This window comes from Actinomadura sp. NBRC 104412, assembly GCF_030269515.1.
Lineage (GTDB): Bacteria > Actinomycetota > Actinomycetes > Streptosporangiales > Streptosporangiaceae > Spirillospora.
This window is the reverse complement of the sequence record NZ_BSTM01000010.1, coordinates 142676-162543: the sequence shown is the minus strand read 5'-3', so window position 1 is coordinate 162543 and position 19868 is coordinate 142676. Positions and strand designations below refer to the sequence as shown.

Sequence of the window (19868 nt, the reverse complement as noted above, 5' to 3'; positions counted from 1 at the left end):
CCCGTGCCACCCCTGGGGGCGATCCCCCAGACCCCCAGAACGGCTCCGCCGCTAGTGCCCGTGCCGCCCCTGGGGGCGGTCCCCCAGACCCCCAGAACGGCTCCGCCGCTAGTGCCCGTGCCGCCCCTGGGGGCGGTCCCCCAGACCCCCAGAACGGCTCCGCCGTCAGTGCCCCTGCCACCCCTGGGGGCGATCCCCCAGACCCCCAGAACGGCTCCGCCGTCAGTGTTCATGGATGATCACGCCGCGGACGTTCTTGCCGTCCAGCATGTCCTGGTAACCCTGGTTGACCTCGTCCAGCCGGTAGCGGCGGGTGATCAGCTCGTCGAGCTTGAGGTCGCCCGAGCGGTACAGGCCCAGCAGGCGGGGCACGTCGTGCAGCGGGCGGCAACCGCCGTAGATGGCGCCCTGCACCCGCCGCTGGTAGCCGATCAGCATGCCGGGGTGGACGTCCAGCGTGCCGCCGCCGACCGCGGTGATGGTCACCTGGCCGCTCTTGCCGACCACGTTCAGCGCGTTGTGGATCACCTCGTCGTGCAGCACCCCGACCGTGATGATCGCGTGGTCGGCCAGCTCGCCCCAGGTGGTCTCGACGACGAAGTCGTGCGCCTTGGCGGCGTCGGCGAAGGTGTGGGTGGCGCCGAACACCTCGGCCATCTCCCGCTTGAACGGGACGGGGTCCACCACGATCACGTTCTTGGCCCCGGCGAACCGGGCGCCCTGCACCGCGTTGCTGCCCACTCCCCCGGCGCCGTAGATCACCACCGTGTCGCCCGGCCGGACGCCCGCGGCGTACACCGCCGAGCCCCAGCCGGTCGGCACCCCGCAGGCCACCAGAGCGGCCACGTCGAACGGAATGTCATCGGGGATCCTGATGGCGGAGAACTCGGAGACGACCGCGTACTGGGAGAACGTTCCAAGAACGCACAGCCCGCCCAGATCCTCGCCGTCGAGATGGAAGCGGAACGTGCCGTCGGGGAACATTCCGGTGCCCGCGTTCAATCCGGCGTCGCACAGATTCTGCCGTCCGGTCGAGCAGTAACGGCACGAACCGCAGGCCGGAATGAAGGAGCAGGTCACATGATCACCGACCGCGACCCTGGTCACCCCTTCACCGACCGCGTCCACGATGCCGGCACCCTCGTGACCACCCACGACGGGCATCCGCATGGGTGCGTCGCCCTTCTGGATATGGTCGTCGGAATGGCAGAGTCCGGCCGCCATGAATTTGATGCGGATCTCGTTGGCCTTCGGTTCGTCCAGCTCGACGTCGGCGATCTCCCACGGCCTGCCGGGCTCCCGGCAGATCGCGGCTCGGGTGATCATTCCCATTGGAGCCTCGTTCCATTGTTCCGGTCGCCGGCCGGCTCGCCGTTCTCACTATGACTATGCAGAGCGGGCGACCATGGGATCGATATCTCTTTCATGACGCGGAAGCCGCGGGGGGCGGCGTGGCGTCGCCGGCCTCCCCGTCGAGCGGGAAATGGCAGGCGACCTGCCGCCGGGGCCCGACCTCGCGCAGCGGCGGCGTCTCGGTGGCGCACCGGTCCTGGGCGAACGGGCAGCGGGTGCGGAACCGGCAGCCGCTGGGCGGGTCGATCGGCGACGGCGGCTCGCCGGGCGGCGGCGCCGGGCGGCGCACCTTCCCGGTGGCCGGGTCGAGCCCGGGGATGGAGTTGAGCAGCGCCGAGGTGTAGGGGTGCAGGGGCTTGCGGTACAGGACCTCGGACGGGCCGATTTCGGCGATCTGTCCGAGGTGCATCACCGCCACCCGGTCGCTGACCTGCTTGACCAGCGCCATGTCGTGCGAGATGAACAGGTACGACAGGCCCAGCTCCGAGCGCAGCCGTTCGAACAGGTTGAGCACCTGCGCCTGGATCAGCACGTCCAGCGAGGCCACCGGCTCGTCGCAGACGACCAGCGCCGGGTTCAGCGCGATGGCGCGGGCGATGGCGACGCGCTGGCACTGGCCGCCCGACAGCTCGTGCGGGCGCCGCCTGCCGTACACCGACGGGTCGAGGCCGACCAGGTCGAGCAGCTCGGCGACCCGCCGGCGGCGCTTCTCCGCCGGTTTGACGCCGTACCCGACCAGCGGCTCCTCGACCAGCTCGGTGACGCGCCACTTGGGGTTCAGGGAGCCGAACGGGTCCTGGTAGACCATCTGGACGTGGCGCCGCGCCCGGGTGAGGGCCTTGCGGCGCAGCCGCATCAGGTCCGTGCCGAGCAGGTGCACCTCGCCCGATTTCGGGCGCGGCTCCTGAATGATCGACCGGGCCAGCGTGGACTTGCCCGAGCCCGTCTCGCCGACGATGCCCAGGGTCTCCCCGCCGGCGATGTCGAACGACACGTTCGACACCGCGTGCACCACGGCTCCCTTGACGCCGCCGGGGCCGCGTACGGCGAACTCCTGGACGACGTCGCGCACCTCCAGAAGCGGCTCACCGGGGGCGCGCGGCTCCAGACCCTCAAGGCCCGCGGGGGCCTTGGCTTCGTCCCTCTCCTTCGAGACGTCCTTGGAAGCGTTCTTGGAGACGTTCACGGGGGCGGTCATCGGCCTGCTCCGTCCTCGCTGGTGTCATCTCTGGGGGCGGTCCCCCAGACCCCCCGAACGGCTCCGCCGCCGGCGCTCGTGTCATTTCTGGGGGCGGTCCCCCAGACCCCCCGAACGGCTCCGCCGCCAGCGCTCGGGGTCGCCGACGCCGGGACGGCCGCCGCGGTGTTCCAGCACGCCCACCAGTGGTCGGGCTCGTGCTCCTGGAACGGCGGCGCCTCGGCGCACCTGTCGGTCGCCAGATCGCAGCGCGGCCGGAACGGGCAGCCGTCCGGCAGCGCGGCCGGGTCCGGCGGCTGCCCGGAGATCACCGGCAGCTCCCCGTGCGGCGGGCGGTCCAGCAGCGGGATGGCGCCGAGCAGCGCCCGCGTGTACGGCATCCGCACGTCGGCGAACAGCAGGTCGGCGGAGGCGTACTCGACCGCGCGGCCCGCGTACATCACCACCACGCGCTGCGCGTAGCTGGCCGCCAGGCCCAGGTCGTGGCTGATCAGGACGATCGCCATGCCGAGCCGCTCGCGCAGGTCCAGCAGCAGCTCCATGATCTGCGCCTGGGTGGTCACGTCCAGCGCGGTGGTGGCCTCGTCGGCGATCAGCAGCCGGGGCTCCCCGGCCAGCGCGATCGCGATCACCACCCGCTGCCGCATCCCGCCGGACATCTGGTGCGGGTACTCGTGGAAGCGGCGCTCGGCCGCCGGGAGGTGCACCAGCTTGAGCAGCTCGATCGCGCGCTTCTTCGCCGCGTCCCGATCCAGGTCGGAGTGCCGGCGGATCGCCTCGGTGATCTGCGTGCCGATCTTCATGGTCGGGTTCAGTGAGCGCGCGGGGTCCTGGAACACCATCGCGATCTCCGAGCCGCGGTAGCGCCTGATGGCCTGCTCCGGCAGCCCGATCAGCTCGTCGCCGTCGAACCGCACCGATCCGGAGATCCGCGCGGAGGGCGGCAGCAGCCCCATCAGCGTCCGGGACGCGACGGTCTTGCCCGACCCCGACTCACCGATGATCGCGAGGATCTCGCCCTCGTCCAGCGTGTACGACAGCCCGTTGACGGCGTGCACCAGGCGGGCGCCCTGGGTGAAGGTGACCCGCAGGTCCCGCACCTCGAGCAGTCGCCGGCTGGTGCCGGGGGCGGCGTCTGGGGCGGAGCTCATGGGCGACTCCATCGGTTCATCGGGAACTCCATCGCGAGCGCAGGGCGTCGCCCAGCAGGTTGAAGGCCAGCACGGTGATGAAGAGCATCAGGCTGGGCCAGATCACCAGCATCGGCGTCGCCGACAGGCTCGCCTGCCCTTCGGAGATCATGTTTCCCCAGCTCGGCGCGGGCGGGGCGATGCCCAGGCCGAGGAAGCTCAGCGCCCCCTCGATCACGATGATCAGACCCATGCCGAGGATGCTGAACGTGAGGAGCTGCGGCGCCACGTTCGGCGCGATGTGCCGCAGCAGCATCCGCCAGGTGGGCGTGCCGCACAGCTTCGCCGCCGCCATGAACGGCTGCTCGCACAGGCTCAGCGTGGCGGCCCGCGCGATACGGGCCATCGCCGGGATGCTGAAGAACCCCAGCGCCAGGATCGTGTTGATCCGGCTCGGGCCCAGGCTCTGCGCCACCGCCAGGATCAGCACCAGCGAGGGGAACGCGATGAGCACGTCGAACACGCGCATGATCAGCATGTCGGTGGTGCCGCCGAAGTACGCCGACAGCGCGCCGAACGAGCCGCCGATCGCCATGCCGATCACGTTCACCGCGATCGCCACGGTCAGCGAGTTGCGCCCGCCGTACAGGATGCGCGCCAGGATGTCGTTGCCGTTGGGGTCGGTGCCGAGCAGGTGCCCGGCGGAGAAGGACGGCAGGTAGGCGTCCACGATGTTGCCGCCGGTCGGCTTCGGGATCGGCAGCACCAGCGGCCCCAGGAAGCAGGCCAGGGCCACCAGCGCGACCAGCCCGGCGGGGATGAGGACGCCCAGCCGCCGCACCCACGCGCGCCGCGGCGCCTCCGCGGCCGGTGCGGTGACGGCCGGCGCGGTCTCAGCGATCGCCATAGCGGATCCTCGGGTCGAGAACGGTCTGGAGCAGGTCGGCCGCGAGGTTCCCGAGCACCGTCACCACGGCGAAGAACACGACCACGCCCTGGATGAGCACGACGTCGCGGGAGTTGATGGCCGAGAGCAGCAACTGCCCGGTCCCGGGCAGCGCGAAGATCTGCTCGATGATCACGGTGACGCCGATCAGCGTGCCCATGTTCAGCCCGACCAGCGCGATCAGGCCGTAGGAGGAGTTGCGCAGGGCGTGCCGCACCAGGACCTGCCAGGGGTTGACGCCCTTGGCCCGTGCGGTGACGACGTAGTCCTGGCCCTGCATCTGGTCCACCAGGTCGGCGCGCAGGAAGCGGGTGTACACGCACATGAGCGGGAAGCCGAGCGCGACGGACGGCAGGACCATCGAGCTGAGGTTGCGCCCGACGCTCTCCGTCAGCGGCACGAACCCGATGGCCGGAAGCACCCCGAGCGTGACGGAGAACACCAGCACCAGCAGCAGGGCGAGCACGTAGTTGGCCATCGACAGGCCGGTCACGTTGACGACGGTGACCAGCCGGTCGAACGGGCCGCCGGGCCTGCGCGCCGCGACCAGCGCCAGCGGCACCGCGCACGCCAGCGCGCCGACCAGCGTCAGCGTGACCAGCTCACCGGTCACCGCCAGCCGGTCGACGATCTGCGTGGCCACCGGCTGCCGGTTGATCAGGGACGTGCCCAGGTCGCCCTGGACCGCGCCGCCGAGCCACTCCAGATACCGCTCGTGGGCCGGGCGGTCGAGCCCCATCTGGATCTCCATCGCCCGGATCTGGTCCGGGGTGGCCTCCGGGCCCAGCAGCGCCTGGGCCGGGTTGCCGGGGATCAGGTTGATCACCCAGAAGGTCAGGATGGTGACCCCCAGCATGATGGGGATCGCGAGCAGGAGCCTCTTGACCACCAGCCGCACGGCGGGCGACCGGAGCATCTGGGCCCAGATGCCCCGGTCGCCCGTCCGCCGCTTGGCGACGACCGCCGTCACTGCGCCTCCCGCCCGGTCGCCCGGTGCGTCTTCGGCACGGTCACTTGGCCCTCCAGACCTCGTCCCAGAGGATGCCGGAGTTGACGACCAGCGGCGGGATCTTGGTGGTGAGACCCGGGCCGTACACGCCCTTGACCGCCAGGTTGGCCGGGGCGAAGGCGAGGCCGAACGGCGCGTACGCCTTGTCGCTGATGTACTTGCCGGCGTCGGCGTACAGCTTGTCCCGCTTGGCCGGGTCGACCTCGGCCGCGGCCTGGTTCAGCATCTGGTCCAGCTTCGGGTCTTTCACGCCGGTGAACGGCGAGGTGGAGGCGAACCGGAACGCGACGCCGACGCCCGCGGCGGGATCCCACGCCCCGGCGGTCTGGAGCATCGCCTGCCACTTACCGCTGTTGAACGCCTCGACCAGCCGATTCAGCTGGTAGTCCTCGATCTTGACGTTGATGCCGGCCTGCCGCCATTGGGTCTGTAGTGCGATGTTCACCTGCCGCGCGACGTAGTCGCCCAGCGTGCCCAGCGTGACGGTGATGCCGCCGACCTCCTGCACGAGCCGCTTGGCCTCGTTCAGGTTGTAGGTGCGGTAGCCGGGCACGCCCTCCTTGTGGTGGAAGAGCCCGCCGGGCGCGGTGAAGGTCTGGCTCACCGGGAACCTGCCCTTGAACACGCCCCGCGCGATCGCCTGGAAGTCCGTCGCGTAGTAGATCGCCTGCCGCGCCTTCTCGTTGTTGAACGGCGCGATCTGGGTGTTGAGCTGGATGACGTACGGGGAGGTCGGCGGCTGCACCGTCACGGTGAGCCTGTCGTTCTTGGTCGCCTGGTCCAGCAGCGGGGTGGTGGTCATCCCCTCGAACGCATCCGCCTGGCCGGCCAGCAGCGCCTGGTAGGCGGCCTGGTCCCCGCCGATCGACTTGAAGGTCAGCCGGTCGAGGTAGGGCAGGCCCTTCTTGAAGTAGTCGGGGTTGCGCTCCAGCACCAGCTCCGAGCTGAGCCGGTTGGACACGACCTTGAACGGTCCCGCGCCGACCGGGGTGACCCGGAACTTGGCCTCGCCCATCCGCTTCAGCGCGGCCGGCGAGACGATCCAGTTGACGTTGGAGATGGGGATGTTGTTGATCGCCGACGCGGTGGGCTGGGTGAAGCGCAGCACCACGGTGTCGCTGCCCTCGGTGCTGATGCCGTTCTTGGCGAGCTGCCAGATCGGCCGGCAGGTGCAGGTGGACTTCATGTTGCGGTCGATGTTGAACCGCACCGCCTCGGCGTCGAACGGGGTGCCGTCGGTGAACTTGATGCCCTGCCGGATCTTGATCTTGAGGGTCCTGCCCTGGTCCAGGACCTGGTAGCTCTCGGCCTGGTGGGGCACCACCTTCGCGCCGGTGCCGTCCGGGTTGGCGGAGATGACGAACAGCCCGCCGTAGATCGCCGCCATCTGGGCGATGTTGGCCCCGCCCGTGGTGTTGGTGGCGGGGTCGAGTCCCGACGGCCAGCTGCCGTCGAAGGAGGCGTCCTTGAGGACCGTGATCTGGCCGCCCCGCTGCGGGGGTCCGGCGGACGGGGAGCCCTCGGTGGAGGCTCCCTGCTGGCTGCACGCGGTGGCGGCGAGCGCCACCGCCAGGAGTCCAGCCATCAGCTGGATCTTTCTTCTCACCTGCGTCCTCCTGCTTCAGTGACCGAGACGCAATGACCGTTGTCGGTTCCGCGGAGGGCCCGGGCGGAGGGCCGGGGACCTCGGAGATGGAGCCCGCCCACCCCCCAATGTGGCCTGGCTCACTGATGCGCTTAGGGCGAGGTCACCACACGGCCCCTGGCTGGCATAGCGCCCTTTCGTGGGACGGAAGACAAGCGCCCGGCCGCCACCCGGGCGGCGACCTCGGTTTCCGTGACGCGAAACCCCCGTCGCGTCCGGCCGCGGGAGCGGGACAGGGTGGGGACGGCCGGCCGGTTCGCACCCGCGCCGCGCGCCCCGAGCCGCCGCCCGAGATCCACCCCCGAAGAAAGGCCGCCTGCCATGGGAGAGACCGTCCGCGCCGCCGTCCAGGTGGGCCCGGGAAAGATCGAGATACGCGAGTTCCCCCGTCCCACGATCGGAGCGGACGACGGGCTGCTGCGCGTCGAGGCCAACGGCATCTGCGGCAGCGACGTCGAGACCTACCGGGGCCATCTGGGCCGTGACCGCACCAAGCCGACGATCCCCGGGCACGAGCCGCTGGGCATCATCGAGGAGATCGGCGACGAGGCCGCGGCGCGGTGGGGCGTGCAGCCGGGCGACCGGGTGGCGCTGGAGGTCATCGTGCCGTGCCACTACTGCCAGCACTGCCTCACCGGCCGCTACCAGTCCTGTCCCAACCGCAGGGCCGGGCACGGCGTGAGTCCCATCGACCTGGAGCCGGCGCTGTGGGGCGGGTTCGCCGAGTACCTGTACCTATCGCCCGGCACGGTCGTCCACAAGATCGACAAGAATCTGCCGGCCGAGGTCGCGGCCATGTACAACCCGCTCGGCGCGGGGGTGCGCTGGGCGGCGCACCTCGGCGGCGTCGGCCTCGGCGACACCGTGCTGGTGCTGGGCGCCGGGCAGCGCGGCCTGGCCTGCGTCGTCGCGGCGCGCGCCGCCGGCGCCGGGACGATCATCGTCACCGGGCTGGAGGCGGACGCGCACAAGCTGGCGCTGGCCCGCGAGTTCGGCGCCGACCACACGATCACGGTGGACGGTGACGGCGGGGAGGACACCGTCGAGCGGGTCCGCGAGATCACCGACGGCGCGATGGCGGACGTCGTCCTGGAGCTGACCCCGATGGCCGCGCAGCCGGTGACCGACGCGCTGCTGGCCGCCCGGCACGGCGGCCGGGTGGTGCTGGCCGGGCTGAAGGGCGGCAAGGAGATCCCGCTGCGCACCGACCTGATCATCAACCGGGCGCTCAACGTGGTCGGCGCGTTCGGGGTGGACGCCCGCGCCAACGAGGAGGCGATCGCGATCATCGAGTCCGGCCGGTTCCCGCTGGAGCGGATGCACACCCACACCTTCGGGCTGGACGACTGCGCGCGGGCCATCGAGACGCTGGCCGGCGAGGTGCCCGGCGAGGAGGCGATCCACGTCTCCATCCACCCCAACGGCTGACCGGAGGCCCCGAATGCTCGTCGACGCGCACGCCCACCTGCTGCCCCGCGACTACCCGGCGGACGCCCCCGAGTGCTTCCCGAAGATGGAGCCCATCGACGGGGACACCGCGCGCACGCTGCTGTTCGGCGCCGTGAGATTCACGGCCCGGGACGTGTTCTTCGAGGCCGAGCGCAGGATCGAGGAGATGGCCGCGTCCGGGGTGGACGTCGAGGTGCTGACGCCCATGCCGCCGCTGCTGCGCTACGACCTGCCGCTGCCCGACGCGCTGTCGCTGGCCCGGCACATCAACGAGGCCACCGCCGCCCTGTGCTCGGCCGACCCGTCCAAGCTGATCGGGTTCGGGCTGGTGCCGATGCAGGACCCGGAGACGGCGGCCAAGGAGCTGACCGCCATCCGCGAGGCGGGGCTGCACGGCGTCGAGATCGCCTCCAACGTGAACGGCGCGTCCATCGGCGACGAGCGGTTCCTGCCGTTCTTCGAGGAGGCCGAGCGGCTCGACCTGCCGATCTTCGTGCACGCGCTGCCGACCCCGACCGACCGGCTGCCCAGGGCCGCGATGGGCACCTACGTGGTGGGCCTGGAGGGCGCGCTGGCCGCCGCGTCGCTGATCACCGGCGGCACGGCGGCCCGATGCCCGGACCTGCGGATCTCGTTCAGCCACGCGGCGGGCGGCTTCCCGTTGATGGTGCCGCGCGCCCAGTACTTCTGGGGCGGCACGTGGAACGAGGAGCCGCCCGTCAAGGAGCGCGCCGTCATGCCGGACGACGGCCCGTCACCGCTGGAGTACGCGCGCCGGTTCTACTACGACTCGATGGTGTTCGACAGGCGGGCGCTGCGGTACATCATCGACCTGCTCGGGCACGACCGGATCCTGGTCGGCTCGGACTTCCCCGCGATGCCGCGCGAGGAGCCCGCCGGCCGCTCGCTGCGCACCATGGACCTGCCCGACGCCGTACTGGAGGACATCACCTGGCACAACGCCTTCCGCTTCCTGGGCGTCGAGCCTCCGGCCTGAGAGCCGGCGCGCCCGCTGGACGGGCTCAACGCCCGTCCCCGCGCGTCCTGACCCGTTCCCTTTCCGGTGCGTCCCCCGGCACGGCGGGACGCACCGCGGGGGTCAGGCACATCAGCGACACCATGAGCGCCAGGAAGACGGCCATGACCGCGCGCAGCCCGGCCGACTCGGCGGCCAGGCCGATCACCGGCGGGCCGACCAGGAACCCGACGTAGCCGACCGTCGAGACCGCGGCGATCGAGGCGCCCGGCTTGTCCGGGAAGCGCCCGGCGGTGTGGCTGAAGGTCACCGGGATGATGGCCGCCAGCCCCAGCCCGATCAGGATGTAGCCGGCCAGGCCCGTCCACTCCCAGGGCAGGGTGACGGCGAGGGCGGCGCCGGACGCGGCGACCAGGGCGCAGCCGCGCAGGAACCGGTCGGGACGCATCTGCGCGCGGATCCGGTCGGCCGCCAGCCGGCCCGTCACCATCCCCGCGGAGAAGACCGCGACGCCCGCCGCCGCCGTGAAGTGCGTGACGTGGGCGACGTCGTGCAGGTACACCGACCCCCAGTCGTTCATCAGCCCCTCGGCCATCAGCGCGCAGAAGGCGATGGCGCCGGGCGCCCACAGCCCGCGCACGGGCAGCGCGATCTGCCGGTCCGCGGGCCGGCCCGAGGGCGGGTCGTGCGGCAGGAGCCTCGCGGCGACCAGGCACACCGCCAGCAGCACGACCGTGGCCGCCAGGAAGTGCAGGTGGACGTCCACCCCCGCGTGCGCGGCCAGGCCGCCGATCCCCGCGCCGATGACACCGCCCAGGCTGAACATGGCGTGGAAGCCGCCCATGAGGGGACGCTGGAACGCCCGCTCGGCCAGGGCGCCCTGGGTGTTCATGGCGACGTCGAGGGCACTGTTGCCGATCGCGAACAGGGCCAGCATCGCGGTGAGGTAGACGAGCTGGGGCGCCATCGCCACCAGCGGCAGCGCCCCGAGATACAGCACGGCACCGGCCAGCACCCGCCTGCTCCCGAACCGCGCGACCAGCGCGCCCGCCAGCGGCAGGCCCACGATGGCGCCCACGGCCAGGCCGGTCAGCGCCACCGACAGGTCACCGGGCGACAGGCCGAGGCCGTCCCGCACGGCGGGGACGCGGGCCGCCCAGGTGGAGAACGCGGCGCCGTTGGCGAAGAAGACGGCGCCGACGGAGGCCCGCACCGACCTCTTGCCGGACGGGACCGGGACGGCGCCCGTCCCGGGGGGTTGGTCGCCGGTCGCGCCGTCGTCCGCGGTGCGCGCGCCGCCGTCGGCCCTGCGTTCGAGCATGGTGTACCCCTGGTGATCGAGTCCTGGAATGGATCCGGAGCCGCCCCGAGGGCCGGGTCCGCCCGGCAGGATCCGGATCCTGCCGGGCGGCGTCGGAGCCCGCTCAGCGGGTCCTGGTCCGGGCCCGCCGGGCGGGGTTTCGAGCGCGCGGCGCTCAGGTCTGCTCGACGGCCTCGCGGCGGAAGGCGACCGTCGCGGTCGGGAGCTCGGGGAAGGGGCCGAGCGCGCCGGCGAGGGACTCCAGGCCCTGCGCCAGCGTGACGGCGGGCCGGTATCCGATGCCGCGGAGCTTGGAGATGTCGGCCACCAGGCGGAAGCTGTCCTCCATCTGGGAGGTGTCGGCCTTCAGCCGGGCCGGGCGGCCGGTGGCGGTGGCCACGGCGTCCGCGAGCTGGCGCATGGACGTCTCCGTCCCGCTGCCGATGTTGTACGCCTCGCCCGGCGTCCCGTTCTCGGCCATCGCGATCAGCGCGGCGCAGACGTCGGAGACGTGCACGAAGTCGCGGGTCTTGCGGTCGATGTCGCCGACGACCGGGATCGGCAGGTCGTTGAGCTGCCAGCGCATGAACTGGGAGACCTCGCCGCCGGCGGTGCGCGGGTCCTCGCCGGGCCCGTAGATGACGAAGCAGCGGCCCATCACCACGGACAGGTCGACCGCCTCGTGCAGGCTGCGCAGGGTCAGCTCGCCGGAGAACTTCGAGGCCCCGTACGGCAGGAACGGGCGGGTCGGGTGCTCCTCGTCGATGGGGAAGCGCTGCGGCGTTCCGTACACGATGGCGGAGGACATGTAGACCAGCCGCCGCACGCCCATCTCGACGCAGGCGTTGCCGACATGGCACGTTCCAAGTCCGTTGATCTGAAAGTCGAACCTGGGGTACTGGACCGAGCGCGTCCCGCTGGCGTTGCCCGCCAGGTGGAAGACGGTGTCGACGCCGCGCAGCGCGAGCAGCGTCTCCCCGTAGTCGCGCAGGTCGGCCCGCCGGTACGAGACGCCGGGCAGGGCGGCCAGCTCGGGCGAGGGCTCGTCCAGATCGACGACGACCACCCTCCTGCCCTGGCCGGCCAGCGCCGAGACCAGATGGCCGCCGACGAAGCCCGACCCTCCGGTGACGGCGACGGTGTCGTTCCGGGCGGCGGTCTCCGGCGATGTTGTGTCCATGATGAGACTCCTGGTCTGTGCGCCCGTTTCAGGGCGCACGGGGGTACGAAGACAGGATTGGGAGAAGACGGGACCCTCGATCGGCGGCCGCTCTTCGGGACGGCCGCGCGCACCGGGCCCTCGCGGGCCCGGGCGGCCCGTCTCAGCTGCGCAGTGCGGCGACCCCGCGGTGCACCGCGCCGATCATGTGTTCCACCTGCGCGTCGGTCAGGTGGTCATAGATGGGGAGCTGGATCTGGTGCTCGAAGTAGGTCCGCTCGGCGACCGGGCACTCGCCGTAGCGGTGTCCCAGGGACCGGAACTCGGGCAGCAGGTGGATCGGGAAGTACCGGACGACGATCTCGATGCCCTCCTCTTCCTGCAGGTGCTTGATGAAGTCGTCCTTGGGCGCGCCGACGGTCTCGGGGTCGTAGAACAGCGTGTACAGGTGGTAGACGTGGCGTGCGTAGGGCTTCTCGTTCTGGACGCGGATGCCCGGGACGTCCCGGATCCCCTCGTCCAGCCGGTGGGCGATCTCGCGGCGGCGCCCGTTGAGCCGGTCCAGCTTGCCGAGCTGGACGATGCCCAGCGCGGCGCTCAGCTCGCTCATCCGGAAGTTGTTGCCGACCAGGTAGCGCCCGTCCACGTAGTCGTGGGTGTAGGACCGCAGCACGTGCGCGTCGCGGTAGTACGCGGGCTGCCGGTACGGGCCGATGGCGGGCTCGTCGCGCTCGCGCATCGGGCCCCACACATGGATGGTGCCCAGCGCGCGGGCCATCTCGGCGTACCGGTCGTCACGGGTGACGAACGCCCCGCCCTCGCCAGTGGTCATGTTCTTGAGCGAGTGGAAGCTGAAGCAGCCGATGTCGCCGATGGTGCCCAGCGCCCTGCCCTTGTAGGTGCCGCCGGCGACATGGGCGCAGTCCTCGACCACGGTCAGCCCGTGCCGCCTGGCGATCTCCATCACCGGGTCCATGTCGACGGCCTGGCCGCCGTAGTGGACGACCCAGATCGACTTGGTGCGCTCGGTGACCAGCGGCTCGATCGTGGCCGGGTCGATGTTCAGGCTGTCGGGGTCGATGTCGGCGAACTTGATCACGCAGCCGCGGGCCTGGAGCGGCCAGGTGGTCACCCAGAACGTCTGGGGCGTGGTGATCACCTCGTCGCCCGGCTGGAGCTCCAGCACCTGTGCGGCCAGGAACAGCGCCGTGGTGCAGGAACTGGTGGCCTGGACATGGCGGGCGCCCAGGAAGTCGCCCAGCCGTGCCTCGAACTCCTTGCCGCAGGGACCCATCGCCAGGGTGTCCTGGGTCAGCGCCTGGGTCACGGCCTTGATCTCCTCGTCGCCCGGCCTGTTGGAGATCCCGCTGTAGGGGACCACGTAGGTCATGCCGGCACTCCTCTCCCTTGATCTGACAGCTGTAATCCAGTGCGCGATATGGGTGTCGCGGGTCGAATACGCAGCCGCGTGAACCCTCGAAGGCCCCTCGAGGGCGCGCCCGCCCAACGCGACCGGCGCCGGACCTGTGAAGGCAAATCCAATCTGTAGTTACGGCCGCGGCCGAGATCATTCATTCCCGGCCCCGACCACTCCCGCACCTCGATGTTAAGAGGACTGTCATGTCGACCGGTATCGATCGCGGGGAAGAAAATAGTAACCCGGGTCTCGCGGTCGGCGCCACTCATCCAGGCCAACGTAAAGAAACGATGTTCCGGAGGTCGTCGATCGAATGCGTTCGACGTTCTTCCCCGGTGAAGGCGCGATATTACCGGCCACGCCCCCGTACCAGAACATGTCAGATAAGATCAGGAAATATCACCAGCCGGTCCAATCGCGGGATATCACCGCTGACGTCCGCCCATGTCCTGCGAAGACTTGACCAGCGGGCGCGGTTCGCACCCCCGCCCGGGTGAGCACGATCTCACCCCGGGACACCACGATCCGGTACGGCAATAACCACTGGAAATATCGGCAACAGCACCGCCACGAAAAGCGTCACCCAAGCAAAACAATGGCTATTTATTCTCAGTGACCGGGTCCGGCGAAGGGGCATTGCGTTTCCTTGGAAACCGCCTGTTAATCTGGGCTCATGACCCGTCCAAGGACGGCCTTGGTGACCGGCGCCTCACGCGGCCTCGGCGCCGCGGTCTCGGCCGCGCTCGCCCGCGACGGACTGAACGTCGCGCTCAATTACCGGCGTGACAGCGCCGCCGCCGCGTCCCTGCGCGAGCGGATCACCGCCGCCGGCGGACGCGCCGAGCTTTTCCGCGCCGACGTCACCGACGAGGACGACGTCGGCCGCCTGTGCGACAGCGTGCGCGAGACCTTCGGCGCGATCGACGTCCTGGTGCTCAACGCCACCGGGCCGCAGCCGGATATCCCCGTCGAGGAACTGCGCTGGGCGGACGTTCTCGCCCAGATGGAGTTCTTTGTCAAGAGCCCGCTCCTGCTCGTCCGGAAGGTCGTGCCCGGAATGAAGGAGCGCGGCCACGGGCGCATCGTCCACATCGGGTCCGACGTGGTCCATCTCGGCCCGCCGAAATCCAGCGCCTACGTCGCGGCGAAGTCGGCCCAGCTCGGGCTCGCCCACAGCTGGGCGCGCGAATTCGGCCCGCACGGCATCACCGTCAACTTCGTCGCGCCGGGGTGGATCCCCACCGACCGGCACCAGGGCATCCCCGCCTCGCTGAGGGAGGAGTACGCCCGCGACGTCCCGCTGGGGCGCCTGGGATCCCCCTCCGACATCGGCGAGGCGGTGGCGTTCCTGGCCTCCGACCGCGCCGCGTTCATCACCGGCCAGACCCTCACCGTCAACGGCGGCACGACCCTCTCCTAGCCCACCTCTCGGCCCAGCTCTCGGCCCGCCTCTCAGCCCGCCACCTCCAGCACGACCTTCGTCCAGCCGGGCTCGCGGCGGTCGAACGCCTCGTAGGCCCGCATGACGTCGGACATCGGCTCCTCCTGGGCGACCACGGTGGTGGGGTCGGCGCGGCCCGCGGCGATCCTGCTGAGCAGCCCGGGGACGTACCGGCGGTGATTGCAGTTGCCCGACTTGATCGTGAGGTTGCGCTGCATCGCCTTGCCCATCGGGAACGACTCGAAGGAGGGCGGGTAGACGCCCACGATCCCGATCGTCCCGGCCTTGGCGACCGCGTCCACCGCCCAGCGCAGCGCCTGGCTCGGAGCGTCGCCCGGCTTCCACTGCCCGTCATGGGGGTTGGTCTGGGGCGCCACCTGCCTCACCTCCTCGGCGAACCTCCTGGTGGCCGGGTCGTCACCGGTGTGCGCCGCCGGACCGGCCTCCGCGGTCTCGGCGTCCACCCCCACGGCCTCGATCACCCGGTCGGGGCCGATGCCGCCGGTCAGCTCCCGGGCGGCGGCGACCGGGTCCTCGATGTTGACGTCGATGGTCTCGGCGTTCTGCAGCCGCGCGTCCTCCAGCCGGTCGGCGTTGCCGTCCGCGATCAGGACGCGCCCGGCGCCCTGGATCCGGGCCGACAGCGCGGCCAGTTGCCCGACCGGCCCCGCGCCCATCACCATCACCACGTCGCCGGGCGCGACCTCGGCCAGCCGCGCGCCGAACCAGGCGGTCGGGAAGATGTCGCTGACCATCAGGGCCTGCTCGTCGGTGACCCCCGGAGGGATCGGCACCAGGTTGGTATGCGCGTACGGGATGCGCGCGTACTCCGCCTGTAGCCCGTCGAAGGGCCCGGTCTGCTCGGGGCCGCCGTAGAAGGACGTCCCGGCGGCCGGGCCGTTGGGGTTGGCCACGTCGCACTGCGCGTAGTAGCCGGCCCGGCAGTAGACGCAGCGGCCGCACGCGATCGTGGAACAGACCACCACCCGGTCGCCCACCGCGAAGTTGCGGACCTGCGGGCCGAGCTGCTCGATCACGCCGACCGCCTCGTGGCCGAGGATCGTGCCGGGCCGCATCCCCGGCACCGTGCCCCGGACGACGTGCAGGTCCGTCCCGCAGATCGCGCTCGCCGTGATCCGCACGATGGCGTCCGCGTCGTCCTCGATCCGCGGGTCGGGCACGTCCTCCATCGCGATGTCCCCGACACCGCGCCACACCACAGCCTTCATGACCCCATTCCCCCAAGCGTTGGTCGATCGCGATCACAGTGCTTCGTTCGCGTTCGTGCCCGTAAGAAGGGGTCTGACACTTATGTACGAATCGGCGGGCCCGGATCAGTAGCCGAGATCGCGGCGCCGCAGGCCCAGATAGCCGCCCGCCAGCAACGCCGCCAGCACGGCCGCCGTGACGGCAAGAGGCGTGGCGGTGAGGCTCTCCAAGGGCAGCTCGGGAGTGTGGGCGAAGGGCGAGACGGCCTTGGTCCAGCCGGGAAGGTCGATCGCGTCGGAGAACATCGCGATGAACACGCAGTACGCGAACACCACCCAGGCCACGGCGGCGGCGGCCCTGGGCAGCCAGCCCAGGCCCAGCACGGTGAGGCCGACGAGCAGCCAGACCGCCGGGACGTGGACGAGCGAGGCCCCCATCAGCCGCGGGATCTGCCCGGGGTCGGAGGCGGCCAGCGCGTAGGCCACGCCCATGCCGAGCCCGGACACCACCAGCAGCGCCAGCGTCCCCGCCAGCGTCACCACCAGGTGCCCCGAGAGCCACCACAGCCTGCTGACCTTGGTCGCCAGGATCGGCTCGGCGCGTCCCGAGGTCTCCTCGGCCCGCAGCCGCATCGCGCTCACCACGCCGTAGGCCGCGGCGAGCAGGGCCACCGCCACAAAGCTGAAGGCGAAGTAGGAGTCGATCAGGTTCGCCCGCCCGCCGAGGAAGTCGGCGACCTCCGGGTTGTCCTGGACGAACTCGGTGACGGTGTCGCCGATCGACCCGAAGCCCACGCCCAGCAGCGCAAGCCCGGCCGCCCATCCCGCGAGCGTCCCGCGCTGCAGCCGCCAGGCCAGCCCGAGCGGGGACCCCAGCGACCTGGGCGCGGCCGGCCGCCCCTCCCGCTGCGCCACCAGCCCGGCGCCGAAGTCCCGCCGGTCGAGCAGCGCGAACCCGGCGGCCGCCAGCAGCGCCGCCCCGGCCAGCGGGAACAGCAGGGGCCACCACCGGTTCTCGACGTAGGGGAACGTGCGCTGCCCCCACCCGATCGGGGACGCCCAGGACACCGCCCCGCCGCCGACGTCGCCGATGGCGCGCAGCGCGAACGCCGCTCCGAGGGCGAGGGCGACGGAGCCGTAGGCCGCCCGCGCGCCCTGGAACACCTGCATCGCCGCCGCCGCCAGCCCCGCGAAGAACAGGCCGACCACGGCCACGGCGGCGCCGAGGACCAGCGATCCGCCCGCGGGCAGCCCGGTGCCGATCCCGGCGAGGACGACCAGCAGCCCGAGCGCGAGGTCGGCGATCGCCGCCAGGCACAGCGCGGCGGTCACCGGGGCGCGCCGCCCCACCCGCGCCGAGCGGATCAGCTCGGCCCGTCCCGTCTCCTCCTCGGTACGGGTGTGCCGCCCGACCAGGAACATGTTCATCAGCGCGACGACGACCGACAGGAACGCGAAGACCTCGAAGACCACCTCGCCGCCGATCGTCTCCAGCAGCTCCTGCGGCCCGCTCATCGCGACGACCGCCGCGTTGGCGCCCAGCGTCTCCCGCAGGTTCGCCAGGTCCTGCGGCGTGTCGTAGACGCTCTGGCTGCCCACCGACTGATAGGCGAACAGGAACGTGGCGCCGAGCAGCCACCACGGCAGCAGGAACCGCTCACGGCGCAGCAGGAACCGCAGCATCGTGCCGGTCCCCGCGAACGCCCCCGGAACCCTGTGATCCTCGTGCGCCACGGCGGGCCGCTCGGTGGTGCTCATCGTTTCCCTCGTGGTTGCGTCCCATGGAAACTGCGATCAACACCACGGTAGCCCTTGGCCCGTCAGCGGGCCATGGAGTCAGGCCATGATCAACGGTGCTCGACGGCGTCGGCGATGAGGTTCAGGCCGATGCCGAGCATCCAGAAGTCCTTGAAGAGGGGGACGCCGGACTGCGTCGGGAAGATGCTGCCCGGCTTGCGCAGGCCGGGCGCCCGCAGGTAGAGGCCGACCAGGCCGCCGGAGAAGCCGGTCAGCGCGGCGCCCGCGACGGCCGAGGGGACGAACGGCGCCAGCACCACCGACCCCACCACGACCTCCGTGAGCGACAGCAGCCGCAGGAACCGGGCCGGCGGCACCTTCTCCAGGAACGGGAACGCGCCGACGGCCATGCCGTGGTACCCCTGTGCGGCCTCCTCGGCGGCTCCCCACTTCTCCAGCCCGGAATTCAGGATGAACACGCCGGTGGTGACCCGGCCCGGCACGTGCCGCGGCCTGATGGACAGACGCATGGGACCACCCCTCCCCCTCGCATGCGATCGATCCACCCCCCATACCCGTGGTGAGCGGCCGAACCGGTTCCGCCGCAGGTCGTCAGCTCGCCGCGGCCAGCATCCCGTGCGGGTCGATCACGTACTTCCGGGCCGCGCCCTGGTCGAACTCGACATAGCCCTCGGGCGCCTGCTCCAGCGGGATGACGGTCGCGTTGACGTTCCGCGCGATCTGCACCCTGTCGTGCAGGATCGCCATCATCAGCTGCCGGTTGTAGCGCATGACCGGGCACTGACCGGTGGTGAACCCGAGGGACTTGGCCCAGCCGAGCCCGATCTGGATCCCGAGCACGCCCTCCCTGGCGTGCTCGTCGGCGGCGCCGGGGTCGCCGGTGACGTACAGGCCGGGGATGCCCACGGCGCCCGCCGCCCGGGTGATCCCCATCAGCGAGTTCAGGACCGTCGCGGGCTGCTCCACCCCGGACTGCTCGCGGCCGTGCCCGCGCGCCTCGAAGCCCACGCAGTCGACGGCGGCGTCCACCTCGGGAACGCCGAGGATCCGCTCGATCTGCTCGGCCACGTCGGCATGCTCCGACAGGTCGATGGTCTCGCAGCCGAAGCTGCGGGCCTGGGCCAGCCGGTCGGCGTTCAGGTCGCCCACGATCACCACGGCCGCGCCGAGCAGGAAGCAGGCGGTGGCGCAGGCCAGGCCGACCGGCCCGGCGCCCGCCACGTACACGGTCGACCCGGTGGTGACGCCCGCGGTGTAGGCGCCGTGGTAGCCGGTCGGGAAGATGTCCGACAGCATGGTCAGGTCGCGCATCTTCGCCAGGATCGTGTCCCGGTCGGCCGGGATCTTCAGGGCGTTGAAGTCGGCCCAGGGCACGACGGCGTAGTCGGCCTGGCCGCCGTGCCAGCCGCCCATGTCGACGTAGCCGTAGGCGGCGCCGGCCCTGGCCGGGTTGACGTTCAGGCAGACCCCGGTGTTGCGCTCCTTGCAGTTGCGGCAGCGTCCGCACGCGATGTTGAACGGCACGCTGACGATGTCGCCCTCCTTGATGAACTCCACGTCCCGGCCCGTCTCGACCACCTCGCCTGTGATTTCGTGACCGAGGGTGAGCCCGCGCGGGGCGGTGGTCCGGCCGCGCACCATGTGCTGGTCGGAGCCGCAGATGTTGGTGGCGACGGTCCGCAGGATCACCCCGTGCTCCAGCTTGCGGCCGTTCTGCTCGGGCAGCTCCAGCTTCGGATAGGGCAAGTCCTGGACCTCCACGTTGCCCGGTCCCATGAAGACGACGCCTCGGTTGTTCGCCATGGCCGACCTTTCCGCCCATCGTTAGGATCTCGGTCCGCGCATGCCCGGTCGCGCGCGGGCCAATACCGGCGGCACG

16 protein-coding genes are annotated in these 19868 nt (G+C 71.3%); 3 read left to right on the top strand and 13 right to left on the bottom strand.

Annotated features, from left to right (window positions below; translation table 11 throughout):
- Window positions 1–222 precede the first annotated feature (222 nt).
- From QSK21_RS15370 to QSK21_RS15345, 6 genes are all read right to left on the bottom strand, one after another.
- A complete protein-coding gene (locus QSK21_RS15370; protein ID WP_285696455.1) occupies window positions 223–1332 on the bottom strand; it encodes an NDMA-dependent alcohol dehydrogenase in 1110 nt (369 codons plus the stop codon).
- Between the two features lie 91 nt (window positions 1333–1423).
- Window positions 1424–2551 carry an ABC transporter ATP-binding protein gene (locus QSK21_RS15365; protein ID WP_285696453.1) on the bottom strand — a complete coding sequence of 376 codons (1128 nt, stop codon included), beginning with the start codon at window positions 2549–2551 and terminating at the stop codon, window positions 1424–1426.
- A complete protein-coding gene (locus QSK21_RS15360; RefSeq protein ID WP_285696451.1) occupies window positions 2548–3702 on the bottom strand; it encodes an ABC transporter ATP-binding protein in 1155 nt (384 codons plus the stop codon). The genes QSK21_RS15365 and QSK21_RS15360 overlap by 4 nt, the downstream gene beginning before the upstream one ends.
- Window positions 3703–3718: 16 nt before the next feature.
- The gene (locus QSK21_RS15355; RefSeq protein WP_285696450.1) at window positions 3719–4588 is read right to left on the bottom strand and encodes an ABC transporter permease; all 870 of its coding nucleotides are present in this window, start codon (window positions 4586–4588) and stop codon (window positions 3719–3721) included.
- Window positions 4575–5597, bottom strand: coding sequence for an ABC transporter permease (locus QSK21_RS15350; protein ID WP_285696447.1), 1023 nt, complete (start codon window positions 5595–5597; stop codon window positions 4575–4577). Before QSK21_RS15350 ends, QSK21_RS15355 begins: the two co-directional genes overlap by 14 nt.
- A gap of 40 nt (window positions 5598–5637) precedes the next feature.
- Window positions 5638–7221 carry an ABC transporter substrate-binding protein gene (locus QSK21_RS15345; RefSeq protein WP_285696446.1) on the bottom strand — a complete coding sequence of 528 codons (1584 nt, stop codon included), beginning with the start codon at window positions 7219–7221 and terminating at the stop codon, window positions 5638–5640.
- Window positions 7222–7602: 381 nt separating this feature from the next.
- Here QSK21_RS15345 and QSK21_RS15340 point away from each other — a divergent pair, with 381 nt between their 5' ends.
- A complete protein-coding gene (locus tag QSK21_RS15340; RefSeq protein ID WP_285696445.1) occupies window positions 7603–8709 on the top strand; it encodes a zinc-dependent alcohol dehydrogenase in 1107 nt (368 codons plus the stop codon).
- A 13-nt stretch (window positions 8710–8722) separates the two neighbouring features.
- Window positions 8723–9727, top strand: a complete 1005-nt coding sequence (locus QSK21_RS15335; protein WP_285696444.1) for an amidohydrolase family protein — start codon at window positions 8723–8725, stop codon at window positions 9725–9727.
- Between the two features lie 25 nt (window positions 9728–9752).
- On the opposite strand, the gene QSK21_RS15330 is transcribed toward QSK21_RS15335, so the two are convergent.
- The 3 genes from QSK21_RS15330 to QSK21_RS15320 all read right to left on the bottom strand — a co-directional run bounded on the left by QSK21_RS15330 (window position 9753) and on the right by QSK21_RS15320 (window position 13555).
- Window positions 9753–11027, bottom strand: a complete 1275-nt coding sequence (locus tag QSK21_RS15330) for an MFS transporter (RefSeq protein ID WP_285696443.1) — start codon at window positions 11025–11027, stop codon at window positions 9753–9755.
- 154 nt (window positions 11028–11181) lie between these two features.
- On the bottom strand, window positions 11182–12186 hold the full coding sequence (locus QSK21_RS15325) for an NAD-dependent epimerase/dehydratase family protein (RefSeq protein WP_285696441.1): 1005 nt from the start codon (window positions 12184–12186) through the stop codon (window positions 11182–11184).
- 142 nt (window positions 12187–12328) lie between these two features.
- Window positions 12329–13555: a DegT/DnrJ/EryC1/StrS family aminotransferase gene (locus tag QSK21_RS15320; protein ID WP_285696439.1), complete on the bottom strand. Its 1227-nt coding sequence runs from the start codon at window positions 13553–13555 to the stop codon at window positions 12329–12331.
- A gap of 700 nt (window positions 13556–14255) precedes the next feature.
- On the opposite strand from QSK21_RS15320, the gene QSK21_RS15315 reads away from it, so the two are divergent.
- Window positions 14256–15002 carry an SDR family NAD(P)-dependent oxidoreductase gene (locus tag QSK21_RS15315; RefSeq protein WP_285696437.1) on the top strand — a complete coding sequence of 249 codons (747 nt, stop codon included), beginning with the start codon at window positions 14256–14258 and terminating at the stop codon, window positions 15000–15002.
- 32 nt (window positions 15003–15034) lie between these two features.
- Here QSK21_RS15315 and QSK21_RS15310 read toward each other — a convergent pair whose 3' ends face one another.
- The 4 genes from QSK21_RS15310 to fdhA form a co-directional block, all read right to left on the bottom strand.
- Window positions 15035–16252 carry a zinc-dependent alcohol dehydrogenase gene (locus QSK21_RS15310; RefSeq protein WP_285696436.1) on the bottom strand — a complete coding sequence of 406 codons (1218 nt, stop codon included), beginning with the start codon at window positions 16250–16252 and terminating at the stop codon, window positions 15035–15037.
- A gap of 105 nt (window positions 16253–16357) precedes the next feature.
- Window positions 16358–17989 (bottom strand): ABC transporter permease, encoded by a 1632-nt coding sequence (locus QSK21_RS15305; RefSeq protein WP_285696435.1) that lies wholly within the window; start codon window positions 17987–17989, stop codon window positions 16358–16360.
- Between the two features lie 89 nt (window positions 17990–18078).
- The gene (locus QSK21_RS15300) at window positions 18079–18498 is read right to left on the bottom strand and encodes a hypothetical protein (RefSeq protein ID WP_285696434.1); all 420 of its coding nucleotides are present in this window, start codon (window positions 18496–18498) and stop codon (window positions 18079–18081) included.
- An 82-nt stretch (window positions 18499–18580) separates the two neighbouring features.
- Entirely contained in the window at window positions 18581–19792 is a 1212-nt protein-coding gene (gene fdhA, locus QSK21_RS15295; protein WP_285696433.1) for a formaldehyde dehydrogenase, glutathione-independent, read from the bottom strand.
- Window positions 19793–19868: the final 76 nt, after the last annotated feature.